This is a genomic window from Streptomyces sp. NPDC007905 (assembly GCF_042959345.1).
Taxonomy (GTDB): domain Bacteria; phylum Actinomycetota; class Actinomycetes; order Streptomycetales; family Streptomycetaceae; genus Streptomyces.
Map to the genome: position 1 here is coordinate 50,327 of NZ_JBIBKS010000025.1, position 15,526 is coordinate 65,852.

Here is a 15,526-nt window from a genome sequence, read left to right on the forward strand (position 1 = left end):
CTCACCAGCGCACCGGAAGGCTGCGCATCCCCCTCATCAGCAGGCCCGGCAGCCACTCGCCCGGCGAGCCGTCGAGCGCGAGTCCGGGGGCGCGCTCCAGCAGGGTGCCGACGGCGATACGGCCCTCCAGGCGGGCCAGGGGTGCGCCCAGGCAGTAGTGGATGCCGTGGCCGAAGGCGAGGTGGCCGCGGGTGTCGCGGCGGATGTCGAACCGGTGCGGGTCGCTGTAGCGGCCGCCGTCGCGCTGGGCGGCGGTGAGGCCGATCACCACGTGCTCGCCCTGCTCGATCGCCGTGCCGCCGATCCGCAGGGGCGCGGCGGCGAAACGGAACGTGGCGCTCTGCACCGGGCCCTCGAAGCGCAGCATCTCCTCGACGGCACCGTCCAGCAGGCTCGTGTCGGCGCGCAGTGCGGCCAGTTGGTCGGGGTGGGTGAGGAGGGCATGGACGCCGTTGCCGATGAGGTTGACGGTGGTCTCGTGGCCGGCGATGAGGAGCAGGAAGGCCATGCCGCGCAGTTCCTGCGGGGAGAGCCGGTCGCCGTCCTCGGCGGTGGTGCGGATCAGGTCGCTGAGCAGGTCGTCGGTCGGTCCGGCGCACCGCTTGTCCTCGATCAGCCCGGTGAGGTACTCACCGAGGCGGGTGACCGCCTCGTACTCCGTGTCCCCGTCGGTGGGTGCGACCACCTCGGTGGACATCTTCCGGAATTCCGCGCGGTCCATGTCCGGCACGCCGAGGAGTTCGCAGATGACGGTGATCGGCAGCGGATAGGCCAGCGAGTCGATGAGGTCGGCGCGGCCGCGCGGCAGCATCTCGTCCAGCAGTTCGTCGGTGATCTGCTGGATCCGTGGACGCAGCTGCTCCACCCGGCGCATCGTGAACGCCCGGGTCACGAGGCCGCGCAGCCGGGTGTGCTGAGGCGGGTCGGTGGCCAGCAGGTGCTTGCCGATCATTTCCTTGTCCAGGAAGGTCACGCCGATCTTGTCACCGTCCTTGGCCAGCCGGGGGTCGGCGAGGGCCGCCCGCGCCTCTTCGTACCCCACGACCAGCCAGGTCTCGTAGCCCGCGTCCGCTCCCGGCAGCCGGACCCGGTGCACGGGGCCCTGCTCGCGCAGGCGGGCGTACACCGGATGCGGATCGCGGTGGAACTCGTCCCCGAACTCCCCCAGGTCGACCACCCGTTGCCTGTCCATCGTTCCCCTTCCGGACTCCCCCGAGGCTCACCGGGCACGTCCCGGTACAGGGACAACGCCCGGGGTGCCCGCTCAGTGCCCGTCCTCCAGAAATCCCGCGTCGTACACCAGCAGGGCGATCTGGACCCGTCCACACCGACAGGCTGGTCCTACGTCCCCTGCAGGTCGAGCACGCGACGAGCTGGCCGTGGTGCTGTCCGATCCCGGACTGCACACCCTCACCGGCGGTGCCCCCGGAGGCATCGACCGCCGTTGCCGCTGCGGCCGGCCTCACCCCACCGACCAATGACACGACGAGGAGATCAGACGGCGGCTGACGATCAGCTGACCACGCACCTCCACAGGTCCTGACGATCACTCGGGCAGGGGGCTGTCCAGACTTGGCAGCGCCCTGCCACGGCTCCCCCCGAGTGAAGGCCCGCCCCAGTGGGCCTCCAGGGCGACGACACCGTCGACGCCCTGGCACAGGCCCACGACGACCGGGACGAGACGCGGTTCCGGGAGATGACCGCGAAGGACGACGACACCGTCTCGTACCTCGACCGCGACGGTGCCCTCGTCCAGGCCGAGGATGCGCCCGAGGACGTCCTGCTCGATCTCGCCACGGATCTCGGCGTCGGAACGGATGAAGGCGTCGAGCAGGTCGCTGCGGCTGACGATACCGGCGAGCATCCCGTCGTCGTCGACCACCGGCAGCTGCCTGACGTGCCGCCTGCGCAGTTCGCGCGCGGCCCGGGGAATCGTCCAGTCGGCGTGGGCGGTGAAGGCGGGGCTGCTCATGAGGGCGCCCGCGGACCGGGCCCGCGCCTTGCTCCAGGCACGTTCGTCGTTCCCGTCGCGGCCCTGTGGATCGGGTATGCCGGTCTCGTGCCGCAGTACGTCGGACGCGGACACGATGCCGACGGGAGCGCCGTCGTCGTCGACGACCGGGGCCGCGACGATGTCGTTCGCATCCAACAGGGCGGCGACCTGCTGCAGTGGTGTATCGGCGCGGAGGGTGACAACCTCCTTGGTCATCACGTCACCGACCGTGCGGCGGTGCAGCATGGCATGGCCTCCTCCGCTCCGCTTGTCCCGCGCCGCCCGGGCGGAACGGTGCGGCGCGCCGGCGCGTACGCACCGGTTCTTCTCCACCCATGACAGCACCGCGCCGTTCCGGCGACCAGTGACGTTCGGCCCGGCGCGGGAGGGTCGGCCGTCCCACGGACGCCCTGGACCTCGGCCCGGAGGCAGCCTCCGAAGAGATCCGCAGCAGGCCGGAGGGTCGGATCTTCCGCGACTCTGCCGGTGCGGCCGGCACCGGTGGGGCCGGGAACACGCACCCGGCTCACGCAGGACGGAGGAGCGTGCTCGGTATGCCTCGTCGGCTTCTCACCCCCGACCCTTCCCGCCGAGCAACATGAGGCTCAGGTGGCGATGGACGGGTAATGAAGTGACCGCCTGCTCACAGAAGGAGGCAGGGTGCCATGACATCTCCTTCCGATTCCCCCGGTCCCCTCCCCTCACGCGGCACCGAACCACAGGAGGGCCCCCTGGCCGAAGGCATGGCCGCCCTGGCGAACGCGGGCCGGCAGATCCTGCTCACCCTGGGCGTCGCCACCATCGCCCTGGGCGTCATCGCCCTGCTCTGGCCGGGTGAGACGCTCCGCGTCGTCGGCGTGCTCTTCGGCGTCTACCTGCTGGCCACCGGTGCCTTCCAACTCGCGGCCGCGTTCGGCACCTCCGTACCCCGGCACCTTCGCGTACTGCACTTCATCACCGGCGCGGCCTCCATTCTGCTGGGACTGGTCTGCTTCCGGGGGCCGCTCGAGTCGGTCTTCCTGCTTGCCCTGTGGATCGGCTTCGGCTGGCTGCCAGGGGCGGGGCACCTTGGAGACCATCGCGGCGGCCTCCGATCAGACCATGCCGGCGCGTGGCTGGCACGTGGCCTTCGGCATCATCGGCACCATGGCCGGCATCGTGATGATCGTCATGCCGTTCGCCCCGATCGCGACACTCACCCTGGTAGTGGGCGTCATGGCCATCGTCGTCGGCCTGACCGAGGTGGTCCGCGCCATCAGGACACGCGTCGAGATCGGTCATCTGGCTGCCGGTACGACCGCCCAGCGGCGCCGCCTGTTCCACACACGTCCGCACCCCCAGCACTGACCGGCGAAGCAGGATCGGCCGGAGGAGGGAGTGACGACATCACAACCTCCGTGGACCGCCGGCGGACGAGCCGTCACGCTCACACACGAACGAACACGCAAAAGTTGAGTGCGGAGAGTTCGCCTCTCGACCTGCGTACTCCCGGAGGACGTCCAGTTCCCGCGACGGGAGCTGGACGGGGCACCGGCCGGGCTCCCCCCCACTGCGGACCCCGCGTCGCCCGTCCTCGGTACCCGGAGTGCCCTGACGGATTCGCTCGGTGGCCGGTGCGCTGGGTCTTCAACTTCCCTATGCTTCTCGGAGATTGCCGGAGACGGAAAAGAACGGCCGTGGCTGCACGGTCGGCACGGGGAGAGAAGCAGTGGCCGGATCCGACCTCATCGCGTGGTGCTGCACCTACCTGGACGAACTGCGGGACGTTGCGGAGACGGAGGCCCAGCGGGCCGAACTCGAGGCATGCGTGGCCGCTGCGGCCCGGGGTGAGGACTGTACGGACCGGCTCGGTGCCGTCCTGTGGTCCATGGGCCAGGAGGTCGATGCCTCCCGCGGCGGGGGCTACGTCACGCTCCCGGGACTGCGGGGCGGCAAGGGCGCGGTCCTGCGGGCCGTCTGCCCGAACGGCGTCTGCTCGCGCGACGCCGAGGCGGGCGCACCTGAGGAGCAACGCCGCTGCTCGGTCAACGGGGCTGTGATGCCCGAGAAGTGGACATCGCCGTCGTGACGGGGTTCCTCGCCGGGCTCGGCGGCAAAGTCGCCGAGCGCTGGCTCTCCCTGCTCACCCTCCCCGGCTGCCTGTTCGTCGCCGCCGCTTGGCTGGGCTCCGCCCTGGGCCAGAGCCATGCCACGGACCGGAAGCACCTGGCCGATACCGTCTCCGGCTGGTACGACGGCGCGCAAGACACCCGCCCCGGCACCCTGGGAGCGATCGCGGCCGGGCTGATCGTGCTGGCGGCACTGGCCGGCCTGACGGCGAGGATGACCGGGCAGGCGGTGCTCCTCCTGTGGTTCGCCCGGTGGCCGGGGTCCCTGGGACGGCACATGCGGGACGTCGAGCAGCGGGTGTCGGACTACTACCGGATCGACCTGGAGCTGCTCTGGCCCCGGCTCTGGCTCGTCCTGGCTCCGCACATGCGGAAGGAACTGCGGTCCGTGATCACCGCAGTCGAGTCCGCCACCATCGTAGGTGCCTGGGGACTGGGCTACCTGGTCCTGGGCTGCTGGTGGTGGCCGGCCGCAGTGATCGGTGGCGTGGTGCTGTGCGCCGGATGGGTGCTCGCCCGGCAGCACACGACGGAGATGGCCGCACTCGTGGAGAGCGCCGTCGACGTCGGCCTGCGTCCCGTGGCGCGCTCGCTGGGTGTCACGCTTCCGTCGGCCGCCGCCCCCGCCGAGGTGGGGCTGCAGCTGGCCCCCACGCTCCACAAGCGGCTCGCCGCTGCCGCCCCTCCCGCGCCGCGACGCTGGCGGACTCCGTCCGGGCCGCCGGTCCGCAGGCGTGGCACCGCGTCCGGCGGCCCGTGACACGACGCCCCCGACGAAGCGTCGTCGCGTCGGGTCGACGGCCCGCGACAGGTCAGCCCACGTGTACGAAGGGCGCCCAGGCCCGCGGGGACGGTTGCTCCGCGCGGATCTGCCGCACCGCCCTGTGCACGGCGGCAGCCACTCTGTCGTCCGCGGTGTCCCGGGCGCCGTCGTACGGCAGTGCGCCGAGGGAGGCATAGAACGCCTTGGTGAACTCGGCCGCGGACCGGTCGCCCGTCTCCCACAGGGTGCCCACCACATGGCGGGCCCCCGCCACGCGGAAGGCGGAGGTCAGGTGGAGGACCTCGTCAGGTAGCTGCTCCCCGGCCTGTGCCGTGCTGCAGGCCGAGAGAACAGCCAGCTCGAGGCCGTCCAGTCGCTCCGTCATCAGGTCGGCGACGGTGAGGGTCTCGTCCCGCAGGACCAGTTGGCTGCGTGACGGGTGCTGCGGGTCGCTCTGCCCATGACAGGCGAAGTGGACGCCCCGGGCGCCCCGCAGACCGGCCCTCACGGCAAGCGCCGACACGGCCTCCTCCGGCAGCGCCAGAGCCCCTGGGACGGTGGAGACCACGTGCGCGGCCTCATTCCCCGCCCCTTCCAGCGGCCGGTGCGGCATGAGCGAGGAGCGGGGCACCGGAACGACCAGGTGCCCCTCACGGCGACCCGTCCCCGCGGCCGGGGAAGAGGCGTCGCCGAGCAGCCTCAGAGTCGGCGTGTACGACGAGACGACACAGTCCGCCACGCACGCGCCGGGTGTGTCGGGCAGCCCGGCGGCGTGCAGGGGAAGCAGTGTCAGCGGACCGGTCGCCGACCAGCGCAGGCGGGACGGGAGGCGGCCGTCCGGCGGAGCGGACGTGATGCCCAGCGCGGAGAGCACGGGTTCCGCGACCGACTCCCAGAGCCAGGCGAGAACCTCCCGCACCACCTGCTGGTGCTTCTTCGCCGCGGCGGGACCCGGCGCAGGCCACCGGGTCAGCTCCGTCATCGCGGTGGTGAACCGCCGGACGTTCTCCGTCACGTCGTGCAGGACGAGGTCGGACAGCGGAACCACACCGGTCTCCTCGCCGGCCCGGAGGACGAGCGCGTCGCACCGGTAACCGCTCACGTTGAGGGTGACCACCGGGACCGCTCCCGCCCGCCGGCGCAGCACGTCCGTGCCGGGTGCGCGCAGGTAGTCCTCCAGACCGGGAACGGCACGAATCTGCCGCGTCACCTCGTGAATGGCACTGGTCAGCCGGTGACGGCGGTCGGCGGCCGGGCCGTAGGGCGCGTCCTCCACCTGCGCCAGGTCGGCGCGGAGTTCCCGCATGCGTTCCGCCAGGTGCGGAGCGAGCGCACGGACCGGATCGAGATCGGCGTCGCTGCGACGGGCGAGGGCCTGGCCGACCAGCGTCGCCCGGGCCGTCTCCAGGGCCTGAAGCGACTGGTCCGCCGAACCGCCCGTGCGGAGTACGAGCGCGCAGGCGTCCCGGGCCAGGCTGGTGGCGATCTTGGACAGGCCCTTCTCCCGGTCCTGCACGCTCAGCGCCTCCGAGGCGGCGTGCGGAAGGACCTCCACCGCGCGCAGGATCAGCCGGGCGGCGGTCTCCCAGTCGCCGGCTCGGGCAGCCAGGCCGGCGCCGAGCTGTCCGGCCAGGACCGCGTCGAGCCGGTGGGATCCGTCGAACGTCCGGGAGAGCGCCTGGATCGCCGCGGGGTCGTCCCGCTGCCGCATGCTGCGCAGGAGCCCTGCCACCGGGGTGAGGGTCTCCGCGTCACGGGCCGTGGGGCTGGCGGCAGCTGCCCGGCTGCCCTTCTCGGCCGTGTCGATCGCCTCGTCCAGCAGGGAGGCGTCCCCGGTCAGCTTCGAAAGGCTCGCCAGGGCCATGGCCAGGTTGGAGGCGAACGTGGGGTAGTCCGGAACCGTCGTGTCGGTCACGCGCAGCGCGGCCCGCATCATGTGGACGGCCACGGTGAGTTCGCTCCGGGTGGCGTCTCCCGGACCGCTCAGCTTGGCGTGCGTGTGCATGGCGCCTCCGAGCTGGTTGAGCAGGCCGGGCAGGAAGGAATGTCCGGGCGGCAGCCGTGTCACGGCCTTCTGGAGCAGGTCCACCGCCTTCTTGAGCATCGGGGGATTCCTGGTGTCGTATCCCTTCTGGGCGTAGAGCTGTCCGGCCCACAGCAGACGCCACGCGTAGTCGTCGTCGTCCGTGCGGGTGTCGAGAGCCAGGGCCTGCTCGGCAAGACCGATGGCTTCGTCCAGGGCGGAGTAGTCCCGCGTGGCGAGGTAGCGCAGATTCAGCTGGCCCGCCAGGTTCAGCAGGTTGACCGCGTGGTTGCGCGGATCGGAGTCGCCGGCCTGCACCGCCTCCCTCAGCACATCGAGGGGAACGGCCCCCGAACCCGGCCGCAACGAGTGAATGAGGGCCTGCTGAACCCGGAGCCGATGGTGGGAGCGATGACCGGGGCCGGTCAGGACGCAGGCCGAGTCGATCGCCACCGTCGCCCGCCGCAGATCCTCGTCCACTCCGGTGCGGCGGTACCGGTGGTGCCAGGCCGCTGACTCCAGGCCGAGGAGATCGGCCTGCCGCTGGTCGTCCCGGGGAATCCTGGCACGGCAGGCGGCCAGCAGCTCGACCGTCGGCTGCGTGATGCTCAGCGGTGCGCCGGCGTCCATGGCATGGTTGCAGGCCTCGGCCACGGCCACACATTCCTCCGGCGAGCCCTCGACTGTCAACTTCCGCGCCGCTGCGACGAGTCCGTCGGCGTCTTCCTTCGATATGGCCACTGCGCTTCCCCCGTTCCGCCGTCCGGCCACGACCATCCGCGCTCCGCACAAGCGCGCACTGTCCGGAGACTGTCCCACAACTCCACCCGGTGGCGACGAGGCCGTGCGGCGGGGTGACGGCGAGCCGACCGATGGGCAAGCCGGTGGCCTCTGTCGTAGGCGGCCTCTTCGCCGGCCTCCCGTACCAGACCATCGGTGCTGTACGACACGGCGCCGGGGGGCTCATCGCGTATGAGTACACGCACCAATGCGCCCCCAAGTGCGCTCACTGGATGCCTGAAGACACAAGACCGGTTGCGGCCCGGGAACGTGCTCGCCACAATGGGCCGTCCATTGGGGGGAATCGGCGAAATCGTGCTCGACGTCCAGGAGTTGACTACAGAGCCTGGTGTGACCGCATAGCTCCTCGGGTTCATCTCGGACCGGATCCCCCCTCGCAGCGGCACTCCCGTGCCGCTGCGAGGGGGGATCCGCAGCGAAGCAGGGGCGAGGGGGCAGACGTGACGTCAAGCAGGGGTGGTGCCGGGTACGGACACTGTTCCAGGCTGCTCTGAGAGGCGCCGCGAACGTGTTGCTCTCCTCTGAAGCTGACGACAAGCGGTCCGGCCTGGTGGTGCACTGCCCTGTCTGCCTCCACCCGGGACGGGGCGAACGACGCTGCCGGGCGTGCGGGTTCCTGCTCTTCGAGGACCCGGTCCTGGGGGCCGCGACCGAGCAGGACCACCGGTCCGCAGCGGCCGAGCTGGCGGCCGCCGCGCGCGCCTGGGACCTGGACGCGGCACGGCGCGCGCTGAGCGAGCCGGCTGAGCAGGCGGAGATCACCGGGCTGCTTCGCCCGGCGTCCTCCGGCATCCCGCACCCCGCCGGCCGCCCCAGCCCGGTCGCAGCACCCGCCCCCGCAGTGGCCGCCGAACCGCACGCTGCCCGAGCAGGAGGCGCTGGAGATCGCCACCCGCTACCTGCCGGCCTGGCCGATCTACTGCACAGGCTCACCACCGGTGAGTTACCCGAGGTGCTGTTCGTCGAGTTCGGCACCCAACGGGCGGCGGTGGTACGGGCGTACGCCGACGCCGCCGGTCTGCCGCAGGCGCGCCCGCACGCCGAGACACCCTGGACCGAGCTGGTCCCCGAGCTCGCCCCCGCAAAAGCCCTGCGCCGCTTCCAACTCGCCGGGGGCATCGGCACCGTCGAGCCGGTGGACCGTCTGGCCTTCGACCAGGCCGTGCGCGACTGGCTGCACGCCGTCGTGCCCGGCGCGTACGAGGGAACGGGCACCCGCACCACCGAGCTGGTGCTGCTGCGCGGTGGCATCGGCTGGACCCTTCTCGACCGGGCTGCCGCCGTGCTGCACGATTTCTGCGCGGCGCGTACCGAGAGCTCCCCGGCCCCCGCACCCGGTTCAGGCACCGTGTCCGCCACCACGGCCCGGGTCCGCCGGCTGCTGCGCGGCGCACCGTTGCGCGAACCGCACACCCTGCTCCTGGCGCGGGCCGGAACCGGTGGGGGCGGCCACGTTCCGGTGGAGCTCGCGCACCACGTCCTGTTCGAGGCCGGTCTGCGGCTCGCCCCCGGTGAGACCCGGACGGCCTCTGTCACCGTGCACAGCGGCCCCCCGACGGTGACCCGGGGAGACGGCACCGCCGCGCCGTCCGAGACCGTGACCGTCGTACTGCCGCTGCTCGCCGGTCACTACCGCTCGGCGGACCACCGCCCCCCGCTCCTCGGCCTGCCCCGTGCCGAACTGCCCGTACGCGGCTCCGCACACCTCACCTTCGTCCTGCACGGACCGGGCGAGATCGAGGTGCGCACAGACGCCGGCGACATCCTGGCCGAGGCACCGGACGGACCCGGAACGGACCTGCGCGCCGTGCTCGCCCGCATGCCGCGGCGCCTTCGGCGGCCCAGGCCTGTGGAGCTCATCTGCGCCGTCGAGATGTCCGGCACCGACCGGGCCGAGATCGCCGAGCGCGTCGGCTTCACGAGCGACCTGATCCGTGCCGCCATGCGCCACGGCCGCGCCGGCGGCCTGCGGGTCGCGGTGATCGGCTACTACGACCACGCGCCGCGCAACGAGCACCAGCCCGACCGGAAGGTCGTCCGGTCCGTGCAGCCCGGGCCACCCGGCCGGGCCCTGCGACACCTGCGGGAGCTGACTTCCGAGGTGCAGCCCCGGCGAACCCTCACGTCCTCGCTGGAGGACGCGCTCAAGGCCGCTGCCAGGATGACCGCAGGGCAGCGCGACGAGCCGGCCGGCCAGGTGCTCCTGGTGGTCGGGGACCGGCCGCCGGCCCCGTACGCGCAGGAGGGCCTGGTGCCCGGCTGCCCGCTTGCCGTGGACTGGCGGGAGCAGCTGTGGACCCTGCGTCACCGGGGTGTGCGGGTCGGTGTCCGGGCCGAGCCCTTCACCGCGCCCGTCGCTCCCGGGACACCCAGCGGGGACCGGTTGCGCCGCTACCTCTCCCGGACCTGGCACGACCTGACGGGCACGGACCGCCTCCTGCTCCGGCCCGGCACCGACTCGGCGGAGCAGGCGGCGCTCGCCCTCACCGCCGAGCCGTCCCACGACACCGACGGCATCCCGCTCGCGTTCGCCGCACCGCCCTTCGCCCCAGGGCAATCCGACCCACCTAGGAGCTGACCCAGTTCATGACGACACAGCAGCGCCGGCCTGACCCGGAGCCCGAGGGCTACGGGGACGAGGCCGGCTCCCTGGAGCAGAGGCAGTCCCAGAACGGGCACCCCGATGCGGACCGCACCTGGCAGTCGCTCGCCCTCGACGGCAAGCCCGGCGCCGACGGGCCGGCCCCCCGCCCGACGCCCCTGACGGCTCTGGATCCGCTGCAGGCCGGCGCCTCCGACAGCCACAGCGTGTCCGACCGGATCACGCCGCCGACGGCCATACCCCAGATGAGCGGCGCCGCTCCCGCCGGCGTCAGGATCGGTGTATGGGGAGCATCCGGATCCGGCAAGACGACGTTTCTGGGCGCCGTGCCGATCGGCGCGATGCAGCACCAGCGACGCGCCCAGGTGAACTGGGTGGTCGCCGGGATGGACCCGTCCTCCCAGGAGTTCCTGCTGGACAGCGTGGACCAGCTGGTGTCGCAGCAGCAGTTCCCGGAGGCCACCCGGGCGCAGCGAGACCTCAGATGGTCCTTCACCGGCGACGCACAGGGCACCGGAGGCTTCCGCCGTCGGCAGATCTCGTTCGCGCTCGAGGTGATCGACCTCCCCGGAGAGGCGTTCAACCCCAGGTCCAACCAGGTCGCCGAGGACCTGCACGAGCAGGCGGTGACCCACCTGTCGAGCTGCGGCGGCCTGGTCTATCTGTTCGACCCGCTCCTGGACGCCAACCAGCAGACCGCGAGCATCAATTACTTCTACGGGATGGCCACGCAGATGGCGGCCCGGGTGCGCGACGAGAACCGGCTCCTCCGCAACGGCCGGCTGCCGCACCACGTCTCGGTGTGCATCACCAAATTCGACCACCCGGACGTCTTCGAGCCTGCGCTGCGGGCCGGCTGGGTCACCCAGGAGCAGGTCGGCGCCATCCCGCGCGTCCCTGATCACCAGGCGCGGGGTTTCTTCGACTGGATCTGCAACAGCTTCCGCAGCGGCAGCGCCCGCCTGGTCCGCGACGCCCTCGGGAACTTCTTCCATCCCGACCGGATGTCCTACTACGCCACCTCCGCCATCGGTTTCCGGCTCAACGCCAACCATCAGTTCGACTACCGCAGTTACGTCAATGTCGAGCCGGACGGCGAACGGATCTGCAGTTCCCCGCCGACACCGATCAACGTCATCGAGCCGCTGATGGCCCTCGAGGAAGGGCTGCGTGGACCGTCGCGCGGGGGCGGCAGGCTCTGGCGGGGGCGCAGGTGAGCGGGGCATCGGACGGGACACCGGTGCACGCCGCCTGGTCCCTGCAGGGCAAGGCGCCGGGGCAGGTGGCCTACGACGTGCAGGCCGGCAGCGTGGAGCCCCGGGTCGCCCAGAAGTACTTCTGGGCCGCGTCCACGGAGACGCCGCGCGCGGATCGCACCCACGGACCCGAGGCGTTGCCCTGGGTGGCATTCCTCGGCGGCACCGAGGCCGGCCGGCCCGTGACCGGTCTGGTGGAGACCACCTGGTCGGGCGGGCGGGACGCCACCGGCCGGATCAGCTACTCGGCCCGGCTGCTGCTCCTCGACTGGCAGGCGGTCAGCGGCGCCGGGCTCACCTGGTCCTCGCTCCACACCGCCGCCCTGGACGCCGAGTGGCCGGCCGTCGACTCCGGCGCCGGACACCCGCCGCACCTCGTCCTCGACGCGGCCTCCACCATGGTCGTGAAGCTGGCCCGGTACATCGAGCAGGACATCGGGTTCGAGTGGGCCGCGCGGTGCGCCGCGCTGCTCCTCGAAGGGCAGCACGTGGCCATCACACTGTCCCCGGAGCACGCCGGTCTGAACGCCGTCACCCGGGTCGCCGTGCTCGACGGGATCTGCGCCCTGCTGCCGTACGGCAGCCGCGCCTGGCTGTCCGCCGCGACCTGGGCCGGTCACGGCGCCGACCACGAGCTGCGGCTGACCTTCGCGCTGCGTCCCAGGGGAAGCCAGTGCCACGCCGTACTCCGCGGGAAGCCGCCGCAGGAGCCCCGTTCGAGTCAGGGCCGTGCCTACCTGGCCGAACTGCTGCGGCTGCGGCAGAAGAAGGGCATCGACGCCTTGCTCCCCCACCTGCTGTCCCATCGCACCCCGCTGACCCCGCACGACGCCGAGCAGGCGCTGCAGCACCTGCGCGACCTCGATCTCAAGGCGGTGGTGCTGGGGGGCATCGACCGGGGCACGAGCCGGCTGAACGACGTGGCCAGGCTCCTGAGCCTGCACCCGCTGGAGAGCCTGACCGAATCCGAGGCCGCCACGGTGGTGCGACACCTGGCGCGCTGCACCCTGCCCGGCGGCCGCTCCCAGGCAGAGCGCGCGCAGGCCCGGAGCCTGCTCCTGGAGCACTGGTTCCCGGGGGCCGGCGAGGCCCTCGCGGACGAACTCAACTCCTGGGCCGCCGAGAGCCAGACCCTCCACGGGGTGCGTGCCGTCCTCGACCTGGCAGCCGCCGCGGCGCCCCGCGACCGGCAGGCCCACTCCCTGGTCCTGGCCGGCTACCTGGACGGGGGCGCGGGGGCCACGACGCCGGACGGACTGCAGTCGCGAAGTGCGCTGCTGCACGCCCTGCAGCGGGATCTGGACGAGAATGCGGCCGCCGCCGCGCAGGCTGTTCTCCTCCGGAGCCCGGAACTGGCCCTGGCCTGGCTCGACGTCAACGCCGAGCGGAACACTCTGGACGACCGAATGGTCCGGGAACTGCTGGGCCTGCCCGGCAGGGACAGCGAACGGAAGACGCCGAACTGGCTGCGCGGCGTCGCGCTGATCCACCGCGAACCGCTCGACGGCCCGACCGACGGGGCCATCGATGCGCTCGCCGACGTCTCCCCGACGGCCTGGCGCACCGGCCTGGAACTCGCCTGCCACGCGGGCAATCCCGATGCCCTGCCCTGGCTCAAGCCGGAGCTGTACGACGTCGCTGCGGGACGCAACGGCACGGACACGGACCGGGACTTCCTGCTCCGCGCCATCGACACCCTCGTACCGCAGCGGCCCAGTCTCACCGGGGCGCACGCCGCGTGGGCCGATCTGTTCCAGCGCCCGCTGCTCGACTCGGACATGCGGCGGTCACGGTGCCTGGCGGCCGACGGCAAGGCCCCTGCCGAATACGCCGCCGTCCTCAGAAGGGAGCTGCCCCAACTGGGACTGCTGAGCTGGGAGCAAACCGCGCTGGCCGCCGGGCTGGTCGGCGACCGGCCCGAACAGGTCCCGTATCCGGTCCTGTGGGAGCTGATCCACCCTCAGGGGGCGGCGGACGCGGACACAATGAGGAGCCTGGCGGGCCCGGTTCTCGACCGGATCGCCGAGCTGCTGAAACGCACCGGGGACTGGATCACCCACGGCATGCCCGCCCAGTGGGAGCAGCATCTGCGGAGTCGCCCCGACCTGCAGTGGCTTGCCCACACCGCGGAGATCCGCCGGCTCGTCGCCACTCGTACGGCCGCTCCCGAGGAACTGGGTGACGCTGTCGTGCGGGCCAGCCCCAACTCCCGGTACGTCAGGCGCGTGCAGGAAGTCGTCGAGTACCCGTCGGCCGTGCTCGAGGCGATCACGCCCTGGCTCCACGAGAGTGCGGGAAGCGGAGACTCGCTGCATCGACTGGCCGGGCACCTCAACCGTGCCGCGCCGCAGCGGGCGCTCGGCTACCTGCTCTACTACTCCATCTCGCAGCAGAGGTTCGGCGACGTGGTCCGGCAACGGGCGCTGGACGGCCACGAGCAGCTGAAGGACAGCGTCGAGCAGGCGATCAAACTCCTGCGCCAGAAGCCGTCCCGGCGACCGCAGACGCCGCCCGCGCCGCCTCCCGGCCGAGCACCGTACAACGGCACGCCAAGCCCGCTGTCCAGCACCTACCCCGACCCCGACCAGGACGCGAGGCCCTCCTGGCTGCCCTGGCGGCGGGGCAGAGGTGATGACCGCGTATGAACGCGCTGCACGCCCTCGCCCTCGACATCGGCACCCGTTACGCCCGGCTCGCCGTCGCACGGCCCGGCGCCGGGCCGCCCCGTCCGGTACCACTGCCCGGTGAGGTGCCGGGCGAGGGACTGCCGCTCTCCGCCGCCGTGCGGGGCCGGCCCGTGGCCGCATTGCGCGAGGCGTACGGCACCTACCTCGCCCGGTACGGTCCGCCCGCCGGGGCCGTGGTCGTCCTGCCACGGCGCTTCGCACAGGCGTCGGCCGGCCCCGCGACGGCAGCCCTCGCCGAGGAGGGCTGTCCACGGGTCCGGGCGATCGGCTCCGCGCACGCCCTGCTCGCCCTGGTCCGGCACACCGCGGGCGCGGCGGCCGCCGACACCGGGGAGTACCTCGTGTGTGATGCCGGGGCCCGCGCCGTCGACGCCGCCCGTTGCACGCTGACCGGCCCTTCGGTGCTCCTCCGCGCCACCGCCGAGGCGACCGGGCCGACTGGCCGCCTCGGAGCGGAACTCGATGCGGCACTCCTTGCCGCAGCCGGTCTGCCCGACGACGACGAAGGACACCGCAGACTCGCCGCCGCGCGCCTGGACGACCCGGGCGGCCGCCGACTGGGACTCGCCGTGGCCAGGGCCATGCGCCACCCCGACCCGTTCGACGAGATCCCGGTCCACCGCCTGGGCGACCGGGACATCACCGCAGGGACCGTACGGACCTCCCTTCCGCCGCTCATCGACGCGGTACGGCGGGCCCTGGACGAGGTCGCCGCGCCGCCCGGCGCAGTACGGCAGCCGCCGTTGCTGCTCGCCGGCGGCCTGGCCCGGCTCGAACCGCTCACCCGGCGGCTGGCGGAGCGCCACCGGCTGCTGCCGCTGCCCGCGGATGTCGACCCCGGGCACGCGGCGGCGGCCGGCGGCGCCTTGGTGGCGGCGGGACTCGCCGACCCCGGCGACCGCTATCCGTACGCCCTCCGCATCAGCACCCATCGCCGCACGGCCGGACGGCTGCACACCGAGGAGCTGGAACTGGCCCCCGCCGGGTCCCTGGAGCCCGGCGGCGCCACCGTGTTCGCCACCGGGGACGGCCGGCCGGCCCAGGTGCTTCCCGACGCGACGGCCGGGCGCCCGCTGCGGATCGAGGCCGTCGGCCCCGACGGCCGCCCGGCCCCGTTTCCGGACGTCACGCTGCCCGCCGGCACACCGGACGGGCTCTGCCGGGTCGGTGTCCGCGTCGGCGCGGACGGGGCGGCGGCCCTCGTGCTGCGCCCCGTCGCGAACGGCACGGACGCGGAGACCCACCTTCCGCTCGGCCCACTGCCCGTCCCGCCCGAAACCTGATCCGTCTCCA

9 protein-coding genes and 1 pseudogene are annotated in these 15,526 nt (G+C 72.7%); 7 read left to right on the top strand and 3 right to left on the bottom strand.

Features of this window, described 5'->3' with window-relative positions:
* Position 1 precedes the first annotated feature (1 nt).
* On the bottom strand, positions 2-1,192 hold the full coding sequence (locus tag ACFZDC_RS34155; protein ID WP_391329933.1) for a cytochrome P450: 1,191 nt from the start codon (positions 1,190-1,192) through the stop codon (positions 2-4).
* Positions 1,193-1,546: 354 nt separating this feature from the next.
* A complete protein-coding gene (locus ACFZDC_RS34160) occupies positions 1,547-2,239 on the bottom strand; it encodes a CBS domain-containing protein (RefSeq protein ID WP_391329934.1) in 693 nt (230 codons plus the stop codon).
* A 419-nt stretch (positions 2,240-2,658) separates the two neighbouring features.
* Here ACFZDC_RS34160 and ACFZDC_RS34165 point away from each other — a divergent pair.
* From ACFZDC_RS34165 to ACFZDC_RS34175, 3 genes and pseudogenes are all read left to right on the top strand, one after another.
* Positions 2,659-3,340 (top strand): annotated as a pseudogene (locus ACFZDC_RS34165) (HdeD family acid-resistance protein).
* Between the two features lie 361 nt (positions 3,341-3,701).
* A complete protein-coding gene (locus tag ACFZDC_RS34170; RefSeq protein ID WP_391329935.1) occupies positions 3,702-4,061 on the top strand; it encodes a hypothetical protein in 360 nt (119 codons plus the stop codon).
* Complete coding sequence (locus ACFZDC_RS34175; protein ID WP_391329937.1) at positions 4,043-4,861, top strand: hypothetical protein; 819 nt, start codon at positions 4,043-4,045, stop codon at positions 4,859-4,861. The genes ACFZDC_RS34170 and ACFZDC_RS34175 overlap by 19 nt, the downstream gene beginning before the upstream one ends.
* A 52-nt stretch (positions 4,862-4,913) precedes the next feature.
* On the opposite strand, the gene ACFZDC_RS34180 is transcribed toward ACFZDC_RS34175, so the two are convergent.
* Positions 4,914-7,628 carry a CHAT domain-containing protein gene (locus ACFZDC_RS34180; protein ID WP_391329939.1) on the bottom strand — a complete coding sequence of 905 codons (2,715 nt, stop codon included), beginning with the start codon at positions 7,626-7,628 and terminating at the stop codon, positions 4,914-4,916.
* 568 nt (positions 7,629-8,196) lie between these two features.
* On the opposite strand from ACFZDC_RS34180, the gene ACFZDC_RS34185 reads away from it, so the two are divergent.
* Genes ACFZDC_RS34185 through ACFZDC_RS34200 form a run of 4 tightly spaced genes read left to right on the top strand, consistent with a single transcriptional unit; the run spans position 8,197 to position 15,516 of the window.
* Positions 8,197-10,266, top strand: a complete 2,070-nt coding sequence (locus ACFZDC_RS34185; protein ID WP_391329940.1) for a hypothetical protein — start codon at positions 8,197-8,199, stop codon at positions 10,264-10,266.
* Between the two features lie 8 nt (positions 10,267-10,274).
* Positions 10,275-11,507, top strand: coding sequence for a hypothetical protein (locus ACFZDC_RS34190; protein ID WP_391329941.1), 1,233 nt, complete (start codon positions 10,275-10,277; stop codon positions 11,505-11,507).
* Positions 11,504-14,191, top strand: coding sequence for a hypothetical protein (locus ACFZDC_RS34195; protein WP_391329943.1), 2,688 nt, complete (start codon positions 11,504-11,506; stop codon positions 14,189-14,191). The genes ACFZDC_RS34190 and ACFZDC_RS34195 overlap by 4 nt, the downstream gene beginning before the upstream one ends.
* Complete coding sequence (locus ACFZDC_RS34200) at positions 14,188-15,516, top strand: hypothetical protein (protein ID WP_391329945.1); 1,329 nt, start codon at positions 14,188-14,190, stop codon at positions 15,514-15,516. The genes ACFZDC_RS34195 and ACFZDC_RS34200 overlap by 4 nt, the downstream gene beginning before the upstream one ends.
* Positions 15,517-15,526 lie beyond the last annotated feature (10 nt).

What these genes read in the sequence shown, in the direction of transcription:
- ACFZDC_RS34155 (WP_391329933.1), bottom strand. Translation starts at nt 1,192, where the DNA reads ATGGACAGGCAACGGGTGGTCGACCTGGGGGAGTTCGGGGACGAGTTC.
- ACFZDC_RS34160 (WP_391329934.1), bottom strand. Translation starts at nt 2,239, where the DNA reads ATGCTGCACCGCCGCACGGTCGGTGACGTGATGACCAAGGAGGTTGTC.
- ACFZDC_RS34190 (WP_391329941.1), top strand. Translation starts at nt 10,275, where the DNA reads ATGACGACACAGCAGCGCCGGCCTGACCCGGAGCCCGAGGGCTACGGG.
- ACFZDC_RS34200 (WP_391329945.1), top strand. Translation starts at nt 14,188, where the DNA reads ATGAACGCGCTGCACGCCCTCGCCCTCGACATCGGCACCCGTTACGCC.